The 10,038-nt window shown below is 64.0% G+C and carries 9 protein-coding genes; 3 read left to right on the forward strand and 6 right to left on the reverse strand.

Annotated features, from left to right (window positions below; all coding sequences use genetic code 11):
- Positions 1–90: 90 nt before the first annotated feature.
- From cysG to ACLCGK_RS15665, 6 genes are all read right to left on the reverse strand, one after another.
- Positions 91–1,482, reverse strand: coding sequence for a siroheme synthase CysG (gene cysG / locus ACLCGK_RS15640; protein WP_013973282.1), 1,392 nt, complete (start codon positions 1,480–1,482; stop codon positions 91–93).
- The gene (gene serS / locus ACLCGK_RS15645; RefSeq protein WP_003258877.1) at positions 1,483–2,763 is read right to left on the reverse strand and encodes a serine--tRNA ligase; all 1,281 of its coding nucleotides are present in this window, start codon (positions 2,761–2,763) and stop codon (positions 1,483–1,485) included.
- 30 nt (positions 2,764–2,793) lie between these two features.
- A complete protein-coding gene (crcB, locus tag ACLCGK_RS15650) occupies positions 2,794–3,168 on the reverse strand; it encodes a fluoride efflux transporter CrcB (RefSeq protein WP_410952349.1) in 375 nt (124 codons plus the stop codon).
- Positions 3,165–4,490 carry a replication-associated recombination protein A gene (locus ACLCGK_RS15655; RefSeq protein WP_013973284.1) on the reverse strand — a complete coding sequence of 442 codons (1,326 nt, stop codon included), beginning with the start codon at positions 4,488–4,490 and terminating at the stop codon, positions 3,165–3,167. Before ACLCGK_RS15655 ends, crcB begins: the two co-directional genes overlap by 4 nt.
- Before the next feature lie 12 nt (positions 4,491–4,502).
- The gene (gene lolA, locus ACLCGK_RS15660; RefSeq protein WP_015270967.1) at positions 4,503–5,138 is read right to left on the reverse strand and encodes an outer membrane lipoprotein chaperone LolA; all 636 of its coding nucleotides are present in this window, start codon (positions 5,136–5,138) and stop codon (positions 4,503–4,505) included.
- Positions 5,139–5,200: 62 nt separating this feature from the next.
- Positions 5,201–7,750: a DNA translocase FtsK gene (locus ACLCGK_RS15665; protein ID WP_410952350.1), complete on the reverse strand. Its 2,550-nt coding sequence runs from the start codon at positions 7,748–7,750 to the stop codon at positions 5,201–5,203.
- A 385-nt stretch (positions 7,751–8,135) separates the two neighbouring features.
- Here ACLCGK_RS15665 and aat point away from each other — a divergent pair, with 385 nt between their 5' ends.
- The 3 genes from aat to infA all read left to right on the forward strand — a co-directional run bounded on the left by aat (position 8,136) and on the right by infA (position 9,900).
- The gene (aat, locus tag ACLCGK_RS15670; RefSeq protein WP_410952351.1) at positions 8,136–8,816 is read left to right on the forward strand and encodes a leucyl/phenylalanyl-tRNA--protein transferase; all 681 of its coding nucleotides are present in this window, start codon (positions 8,136–8,138) and stop codon (positions 8,814–8,816) included.
- A 55-nt stretch (positions 8,817–8,871) separates the two neighbouring features.
- Positions 8,872–9,579, forward strand: a complete 708-nt coding sequence (locus ACLCGK_RS15675) for an arginyltransferase (RefSeq protein WP_410952352.1) — start codon at positions 8,872–8,874, stop codon at positions 9,577–9,579.
- 102 nt (positions 9,580–9,681) lie between these two features.
- The gene (gene infA / locus ACLCGK_RS15680; protein ID WP_002553999.1) at positions 9,682–9,900 is read left to right on the forward strand and encodes a translation initiation factor IF-1; all 219 of its coding nucleotides are present in this window, start codon (positions 9,682–9,684) and stop codon (positions 9,898–9,900) included.
- The last annotated feature ends 138 nt before the right edge of the window (positions 9,901–10,038 follow it).

The following is a 10,038-nucleotide window of genomic DNA, read 5'->3' on the forward strand; positions in this document are numbered from 1 at the left end:
TGGCGACAAGGGGCTTTTCCTAAGGGGGGTCTTTGTCTCTTGGAGGGGTGTCTTTTTTTCGCGCTGGGCCGCAAAGCGGCCCCAACGATTTCAGCTATTCTGCGAACCTTCGAACCAGGCCAGCTTGTCACGCAACTGCACCACTTCCCCGACAATCACCAGGGTCGGCGCATGCACTTCATGCTGCGCCACCAGGTCCGGCAAGTCTGCCAGGGTGCCGGTGAACACCCGCTGATTACGCGTAGTCCCCTGCTGCACCAGCGCCGCAGGGGTACTGGCCGCGCGGCCATGGCGAATCAGCTCGGCACAGATGGTCGGCAACCCCACCAAGCCCATGTAGAACACCAGGGTCTGCGCCGGCGCTACCAGGTCATGCCACGGCAGATTGCTGGTGCCATCCTTCAGGTGCCCGGTCACGAAACGCACCGATTGGGCATAGTCGCGGTGAGTCAGCGGAATCCCGCCATAGGCGGAACAACCGCTGGCTGCGGTAATGCCCGGCACCACCTGGAACGGGATGCCGTGCTCGGCCAGCTCTTCGATCTCTTCGCCGCCCCGGCCGAAGATGAACGGGTCGCCGCCCTTCAGGCGCAGCACACGCTTGCCCTGCCGGGCCAGGTCGACCAGCAGGCGGTTGATCTGGTCCTGAGGCACGGCATGGTCGGCGCGACGCTTGCCCACGTAGATACGCTCGGCATCACGTCGGCACATCTCGATAATCGCCGGTGCCACCAGGCGGTCGTACAGCACCACGTCGGCCTGCTGCATCAGGCGCAAGGCGCGGAAGGTCAGCAAGTCCGGATCGCCCGGGCCAGCCCCCACCAGGTACACCTCACCGCCCTGCTGCACCGGTGCACCGTCGACCATCGCCTGCAACAGGCGCTCGGCCTCGGCGCCCTGTCCGGCCAGCTGGCGCTCGGCAATCGGCCCCTGGAACACGGTTTCCCAGAAGCCACGGCGCTGGTTAACGTCCGGGTACAAGGCCTTGACCTTGTCGCGGAAGCGTGCGGCCAGGCCGGCCAGTTCGCCGTAGGCGGACGGGATCCAGGCCTCCAGCTTGGCGCGAATCAAACGCGCCAGTACCGGAGCATCACCGCCACTAGACACCGCAACCACCAACGGCGAACGGTCGACGATCGCCGGGAAGATCACCGTGCACAGGGCCGGCGCATCCACCACGTTGACCGGCAGGCTGAGTGCCTGGGCATCCGCCGACACCTGGGCATTGAGCCCCGGGTCGTCGGTGGCCGCAATCACCAGCCGGCAACCGACCAGGTCGGCTGCCTGATAGCCGCGCACCAGCACCTCGCCGCCACCTTCCCGGGCCAGCGCGGCCAACTGGCCGTCGACATCCGGTGCAACCACGCGCAGCGCGGCGCCGGCGTCGGCCAGCAGGCGCGCTTTGCGCAAAGCGATCTCACCACCGCCAACGACCAGCACGCGGCCGCCCTGCAGCTTGTGGAACAGCGGCAGGTAATCCATTTAGCGGATGACCTCGACGCCGCCCATGTAAGGCTTCAGCACTTCCGGCACACGGATGGAACCGTCGGCCTGCTGGTAGTTTTCCAGTACGGCAACCAAGGTACGGCCTACGGCCAGGCCGGAGCCGTTGAGGGTATGCACCAGCTCTGGCTTGCCGGTTTCCGGGTTGCGCCAGCGGGCCTGCATGCGGCGCGCCTGGAAATCGCCGCAGTTGGAGCACGAGCTGATTTCGCGGTACTTGTCCTGGCTTGGTACCCACACTTCCAGGTCGTAGGTCTTCACCGCGCCAAAGCCCATGTCGCCGGTGCACAGGGCCAGCACGCGGTACGGCAGCTCCAGCAGCTGCAGCACGCGCTCGGCGTTGGCAGTCAGGCCTTCCAGGGCTTCCATCGACTTGGACGGCTCGACCACCTGCACCATCTCGACCTTGTCGAACTGGTGCTGGCGGATCATGCCGCGGGTGTCACGGCCGGAAGCACCGGCTTCGCTGCGGAAGCACGGGGTGTGGGCAACCAGCTTCAGTGGCAGCTGCTTGGCATCGAGGATTTCACCGGCCACCAGGTTGGTCAGCGACACTTCGGCAGTCGGGATCAGGTAGAAGTCGGCCTCGCCTTCGCGGCTGATCTTGAACAGGTCTTCCTCGAACTTCGGCAGCTGGCCGGTACCCTGCAGGGCCGGGGCCTGGACCAGGTACGGGGTGTAGTGCTCCTCGTAACCGTGCTCGCCGGTGTGCAGGTTGATCATGAACTGCGCCAGGGCGCGGTGCAGGCGGGCAACTGGACCACGCAGCACGGCAAAACGCGCGCCAGACAGCTTGGCGGCAGCTTCGAAGTCCAGGCCACCGCTGACTTCGCCGAGGGCGACATGGTCCTTGATTTCGAAGTCGAAAGCCTTCGGCGTACCCCAACGGCGCACTTCGACGTTGTCGTCTTCGCTGGCACCAACCGGTACGCTGGCGTCCGGCAGGTTGGGGATGGTCAGCAGGATGCCATCCAGTTCGGCCTGGATGCCGTCCAGTTCGGTCTTGCCGGCAGCCAGTTCGTTGGCCATGCGCTCGACGTCAGCCATCAGCGGCGCAATATCTTCGCCCTTGGCCTTGGCCTGGCCGATGGACTTGGAACGGGCGTTACGCTCGGCCTGCAGCTGCTCGGTGCGGGTCTGCACCGCCTTGCGGCGCTCTTCCAGTGATTCGATGCGCGCGACATCCAGGCTGAAGCCACGGGAGGCCAGGCGATCCGCCACTTCCTGAAGTTGGCCGCGTAACAGTTTGGAATCGAGCATATCGTTCTCTCGTTATGTGTAGGTGTTGGTTCAGAATCGGGTCAGGGACAGACCGGCCCATGTCGCGAGCAGCCCGCCCACCACACTGATACCGGTATAGCCCAAAGCCAGGGGCACTTGCCCGCTTTCCAGCAGGCGTACGGTATCCAGCGAAAAGGAGGAAAAAGTCGTCAGGCCGCCGAGGAAGCCGACGATCAGCCCGGCGCGCAGCTCGACCGGCACGATCGGCTTGTGCAGGAACAGACCATAAAGCAGGCCGATCAGCAGGCAGCCAACCAGGTTGACCGCCAGCGTACCGAGATAGAAGTGCCGTGGCCAGTGGGCAGACACCCAGTTGGTGGTGGCAAAGCGCAACAAGGTACCGGCAATACCGCCAGCGCTGACGGCGGAAATCAGTGCAATCACGGCTTTCTCCGTTGGCGGGGGCTGTTGCGGTCAAGGTCGGCAAGGTGGCGCAGCTTCTCGCCAATCTTCAGTTCCAGGCCACGGGGCACCGGCTGGTAGTACTGGCGCGGCTCGAGTTCCTCGGGGAAGTAGTCTTCGCCGGCGGCATAGGCGTCGGGTTCATCGTGGGCATAGCGGTACTCGTCGCCGTAGCCCAGTTGCTTCATCAGCTTGGTCGGGGCGTTGCGCAGGTGCAACGGCACTTCCAGCGAGCCATGCTCGGCGGCCTCGCGCAGGGCGGTCTTGAAGCCCATGTACACCGCGTTGCTCTTCGGCGCACAGGCAAGGTAGGTGATGGCCTGGGCTACCGCCAGTTCGCCCTCGGGGCTGCCCAGGCGCTCTTGCACATCCCAGGCCGCCAGGCACAGGCTGAGCGCGCGCGGGTCGGCGTTGCCGATGTCTTCGCTGGCCATGCGCACCACGCGGCGGGCAATGTACAGCGGATCGCAGCCGCCATCGAGCATGCGCGCGAACCAGTACAGGGCGCCATCGGGGTTGGAGCCACGCACTGACTTGTGCAGCGCGGAAATCTGGTCGTAGAACGCCTCGCCACCCTTGTCGAAGCGGCGGCGGCTGTCGCCGAGCAGGCTCTGCAACATCTCGACATCGATCTCGCTGCCGTCTTCGGCCAGGTCCGAGGCGTTTTCCAGGAAGTTGAGCATGCGCCGGCCATCGCCGTCGGCGGCGGCCATCAGCATCTTGAAGGCGTCGTCGCCAACCCGCAGGTTGCGCTTGCCCAGGCCGCGCTCTTCAGTCAACGCGCGGTTGACCAGCTTGCGCAGCGCCGCCTCGTCCAGGCTCTTGAGCACATACACCCGCGCCCGCGACAACAATGCGTTGTTCAGCTCGAACGACGGGTTTTCGGTGGTGGCGCCAATGAACAGCAGGGTGCCGTCTTCCACATAGGGCAGGAAGGCATCCTGCTGCGACTTGTTGAAGCGGTGCACTTCGTCGACGAACAGGATGGTTCGGCGGCCGTACTGGCCAGCCTGCTGCTTGGCCACCTCGACCGCCTGGCGAATCTCCTTCACCCCGGCCAATACCGCCGACACCGTTTCGAAGTGCGCATCGCAGAACTGCGCCAGCAGCCGCGCGAGGGTGGTCTTGCCCACGCCCGGCGGCCCCCAGAAGATCATCGAGTGCAGCGCACCCTGCTCCAGCGCTTCGCGCAGCGGTTTGCCGCGCGCCAGCAGGTGCTCCTGGCCGACGTACTCGTCCAGGTTGGACGGGCGCAGACGAGCAGCCAGGGGCTGGGCGACGGGTTCGCTTCGAAACAGGTCCATGGCGAGCTCTGGTTACTCCTTGATGACGTCCGCGCCTTTGGGGATGTCGAACTTGAACTTGCTGTCCGGCACCGCCTGGTTGGCTTTCACGCCATTGAACAGGATGTTGGTGCGCTGGCCGACGCTGTCGATCAGTTGCATGTCGTTGATCAGGCCCTTGCGGAACGACACGCGCAGCGAGTCGAACAGGGTGTCCTTGGTCTTCGGCTTGAGGGTGAAGTCCATCACTTCGCCCTGCTCCTTCGAGCTGATGTCGAAGCTCTGGCTGATCTTCGACACGTCACCGGACAGCAGCAGCGCCGGGGTCTGGTTCAGGCGCTGGTCGAGTTTCTTGATGGTTGCCTGCTCCAGGTCCGGGTCCCACAGGGTGACGTTCTTGCCGTCGGATACCACCACCTGCTCCTGCGGCGCATCGGTGTGCCAGTAGAACAGGCCAGGGCGCTTGACGGTCATCTTGCCGGAGGTTTCCTGCAGGCTGGTGCCGCCAGCGTCCAGGGTCAGCTGGGAAAAGTTGGCCTCGATGGTCTGCGACTTTTCCAGCAATTGGGTCAGGCGTTGTACGTCTTGCTCACCGGCATAAGCCGATACGGTGGCCGACACAGAAGCCGCGGCCAGGGCAGAAACCAACAGCATGCGAATCGCGCGCATGGGAGTCCTCATCGAGCATTGAAAAGGCCGGGCGCCACCGTTGGCGCCCGGCAAGGTGTTCGTCAGTCGCGCGGGCCGCCCGGGGCTATCACTTCCCGCGAGCCGTTGCTGTTCATGGGGGTGACCACGCCGGCCATTTCCATGGCTTCGATCATGCGGGCGGCGCGGTTGTAGCCGATCTTCAGTTTGCGCTGCACGGCCGAGATGGACGCGCGGCGGCTTTCCAGCACGAACTGCACGGCCTCATCATACAGGGCGTCGCTTTCCGAATCTTCGCCATCGCCGCCACCACCGCCGCCTTCGAAACCGCTGCCGGCCTCCTCGACGCCGTTGAGGATGTCGTCGTTGTAGTCCGGAGCGCCGCGCAGCTTCCACGCTTCGACCACGCGGTGCACCTCGTCGTCGGAGACGAACGCGCCGTGCACACGAATCGGCAGGCTGGTGCCCGGCGGCATGTACAGCATGTCACCGTGGCCCAGCAGCTGCTCGGCACCACCCTGGTCGATGATGGTCCGCGAGTCGATCTTGCTCGATACCTGGAATGCCATGCGGGTCGGGATGTTGGCCTTGATCAGGCCGGTAATCACGTCCACGGACGGGCGCTGGGTAGCGAGGATCAGGTGGATACCGGCGGCCCGCGCCTTCTGGGCGATACGGGCGATCAGCTCTTCGACCTTCTTGCCGACGATCATCATCATGTCGGCGAATTCGTCGACCACCACCACGATGGTCGGCAGGGTTTTCAGCGCAGGCGGCTCGTCGTCCATGCTCTCGCGGCGGTACAGCGGGTCATGGATGATCTCGCCGGCTTCCTGGGCGTCCTTGATCTTGCGGTTGAAGCCGGCCAGGTTACGCACGCCCATGGCCGCCATCAGCTTGTAGCGCCGCTCCATCTCGGCCACGCTCCAGCGCAAGGCGTTGGCGGCGTCCTTCATGTCGGTGACCACCGGGCACAGCAGGTGCGGGATGCCCTCGTAGATCGACAGTTCGAGCATTTTCGGGTCGATCATGATCAGCCGCGCGTCTTCCGGGCTGGACTTGAACAGGATCGACAGGATCATCGCGTTCACACCCACCGACTTACCGGAACCGGTAGTACCGGCCACCAGCAGGTGCGGCATCTTGGCCAGGTCGGTGATCACCGGCTTGCCGCCGATGTCGTGGCCCAGGGCCAGGGTGACCGGCGATTTCTGCTCGTCGTACTGCGGCGTGGCCAGCACTTCGGAGAAACGCACCATCTGCCGGTTCTCGTTGGGGATCTCGATACCCACGGTGGTCTTGCCGGGGATGACCTCGACCACACGCACACTGGTCACTGCCAGCGAACGCGCCAGGTCCTTGGCCAGGTTGGCGATACGGCTGACCTTCACGCCCGCGGCCGGCTGGATTTCGTAACGGGTAATCACCGGGCCCGGGTGGATCGAGTCCACCGCCACTTCCACGCCGAATTCCTTGAGTTTGATTTCCAGCAGCTGGCCGACACCGGCCAGGGATTCCGGCGAGTACTCGATCTTCTTCTGTTCGGCCGGGTCGAGGATGGAGATCGACGGCAAGGTGCCTTCCACCGCGCTGTCGACGAACAGCGGCGCCTGCTTCTCCTTCATCACCCGCTTGCTCGGCTCCGGCACCCTGACGGGTGTCGGCGGCACGATCATCGGGGCCGCGGCAGGTGGTTCGCGGGAGATTACCGGCTCACGAGGTGCCGGCAACTCGCGTGGCACCACAGGCTCGCGCGACAGGGTTGGCTCACGTGGTTCGACCGGCTGGGCAGGTGCTTCTTCACGCTTGAAAATGCGCTCGCGCAGCGCCGGCTTGGCCGGTTCGCGCTTGTCGGCGGCCATTGGCGCGGCCTTGACCACCGGTTCATCCTCACGCAGCTGCGCCTCCAGGCGCTTGCGCTCGTTGCGCGCTTCCCACCAACGGTTGGCGGCGCCCTGCACCAGCTCGAACAGGTCGAGGGTGATCTTGCCGGTCAGGTCCATCACCTTGAACCACGACAGGTCGGTGAACACGGTCAGGCCGAACAGGAACAGGGCAATGAACATCAGCGTGCTGCCCTGCACGTTCAGCAGGTTGCGCGCCAGGTCGCCGAGGCTCTCGCCCAATGCACCACCGGCGGAGAACGGCATGCTCGCAGGCGGGTGGAAATGGATATGGGCCAGCGCCGCACCAGACAGCACCAGAAACACCAGGCCGATCAGCCGCCAGGAGAACAGCCAGCCGCTCCAGTCCCAGGGCTGGTGGCGTTCGCGGAAGATCTGCCAGGTCTTTATCGCCAGCAGCAGCGGGAAGATGTAGGCGAAGTACCCCAGCACCATGAACAGGATGTCGGCGAAGTAGGCACCGGCACGCCCGGCGGCGTTCTGCACCTGGTCGACGTTGCTGGTGTGGCTGAAGCCCGGGTCCGACGTATCGTAGGTCAGCAGCGCCATCCACAGGTACAGGCACAGGGCGCCGACAGCGATCAACGCACCTTCCTTGAGGCGATAATGCAGCTGCTGCCGCCACAGAGGGACGGGCAAGGGAGCTGGAGTTGCGGTGGATTTCTTCAAAACGCGTCTATTCCTGCGCGTGCTGCGCGTCCAATAGTGATCGGCCGACGGTGCGGCCAATGAACCACTACTTTTAACATTACTGCCCGCCAGCCGCCATGGCGGCACGCCAGATGGGAGTTTGGCCGGGGGCGACTTTCATATAGCTGCAATTTGAGCATGCATTTTCTTTTGTGACAAAGGCTTATGCTGTGTTTTTGCACAGGTGTGACAGCAAATGTAGCGGATGGTGCCTGCGGTTTCATGAATGTGTAGGAAATTGCCTATTTTCATCACCTGTGCCGGCCTCTTCGCGGGCTGGCCCGCTCCCACAGGTACCCCGCAGGCTTCAGAGCCTGCACATGGCCTGTGGGAGCGGGCGCGCCCGCGAAGAAGCCAAAGAGATTGACCCTGCTTTTCACCCGCGCCATGCTGCCCTCTCCCCTCCCCCACCGCACGATAGACCATGCTCACCTGGCTGACCCGCGACTCGCTGACCTTCCCGCCTCTGGAAAAGGCCCTGCATGACCCCAACGGCCTGCTCGCTGCCGGCGGCGACCTGAGCCCCGAGCGCCTGGTGCAGGCCTATCGCCATGGCTGCTTCCCGTGGTATCAGGACGGCCAGCCGATCCTCTGGTGGTCACCCGACCCGCGCACGGTGCTGCTCCCGGACCAGCTGCACGTGTCGCGCTCGCTGGCCAAGCTGATGCGCCAGGGCCGTTACCAGGTCAGCTTCGACACAGACTTCCCCGCAGTGATCGCCGCCTGCGCCGCGCCACGTGACTACGCCGACGGCACCTGGATCACCGACACCATGCGTGCCGCCTACTGCGAGCTGCACCGACGCGGCATCGCCCATTCGGTGGAGGTGCGCCAGGACGGCGAGCTGGTCGGTGGTCTGTATGGCTTGGCCATGGGCCAGCTGTTCTTCGGTGAATCGATGTTCAGCCGCGCCGACAACGCTTCCAAGGTCGGCTTCGTGACTTTGGTCAACCACCTGCGCCAGGCCGGTTTCGTCCTCATCGACTGCCAGATGCCAACCAACCATTTGCACAGCCTGGGAGCTCACGCCATCAGCCGCGCCGAGTTTGCCGACTACCTGGCACACCACCTCGACCAGCCCAACAGCGCCACATGGCTTCCCTAGGCGAGTTCCCGTAGCTGGCTTACACTTAAACAAAGTCTCACCGAGGGGGTTGATCATGACAGAGTTGGCGCGGTTGAAGTTCTATGCCACTCAACCCCACTCCTGCAGCTACCTGCCCGACGAACAGGCAACCACGCTGTTCCTCGACCCCAGCCAGCCGATGGACGTGCACGTGTACACCGATTTGTCGGAAATGGGCTTCCGCCGCAGTGGCGACCACCTGTACCGCCCGCACTGCCAGAACTGCAATGCCTGCGTGCCGGCACGCATCCCGGCGGCGCGCTTCATCCCCAACCGCCAGCAACGGCGCATCCTCAAGCGCAACGCCGACCTGACCGTGACCGCCGCACGTCCAGCGTTCAAGGAAGAGTACTTCGAACTGTACCGGCGCTATATCGAAACGCGCCATGCCGACGGTGACATGTACCCGCCCAGCCGCGATCAGTTCTCCACCTTCCTGGTGCGCGACCTGCCGTTCTGCTGGTTCTATGAGTTCCGCCTGGAAGGCCGCTTGATGGCGGTGGCGGTGTGCGACCTGCTGCCCAACGGCCTGTCGGCTGTGTACACCTTCTACGAGCCGGACGAAGAACGCCGGAGCCTGGGCCGCTTTGCCATTCTCTGGCAGATTACCGAAGCCCTGCGCCAGGACCTGGAAGCGGTTTACCTGGGTTACTGGATCAAGAACTGCAAGAAAATGAACTACAAGACACAGTATCGACCTATCGAATTGCTGATAAACCAGCGCTGGGTCACCCTCAACTGAAAGGCATTGGCTTGACACACAGTTTTCGGGCATAATCCACGCCACTTTTTTGCCCGGTGCGGTTATGCGTCGGGCCAACACTGGATCCGAGGGCTCTACTGCATGTCGAAAGAAGACAGCTTCGAAATGGAAGGTACTGTCGTCGACACCCTGCCCAACACCATGTTCCGCGTGGAGTTGGAAAACGGGCACGTCGTAACCGCGCACATCTCCGGAAAGATGCGCAAGAACTACATCCGTATTCTCACTGGCGACAAGGTCCGCGTCGAACTGACGCCCTACGACCTGAGCAAGGGCCGCATCACCTACCGTGCGCGCTAAGCTCTAGCCATGAAAAAGCCCGGCCATGTGCCGGGCTTTTTTGTGCCTTCAGGATTGTAGGGGCTGCTTTGCAGCCCTTCGCGGGGAAGCACGCCCCCCCCCGGGAGCGCGTTCTTCCCCCCTGGGGGGGGGGGTTGT

The organism is Pseudomonas sp. S1(2024) (assembly GCF_046557535.1).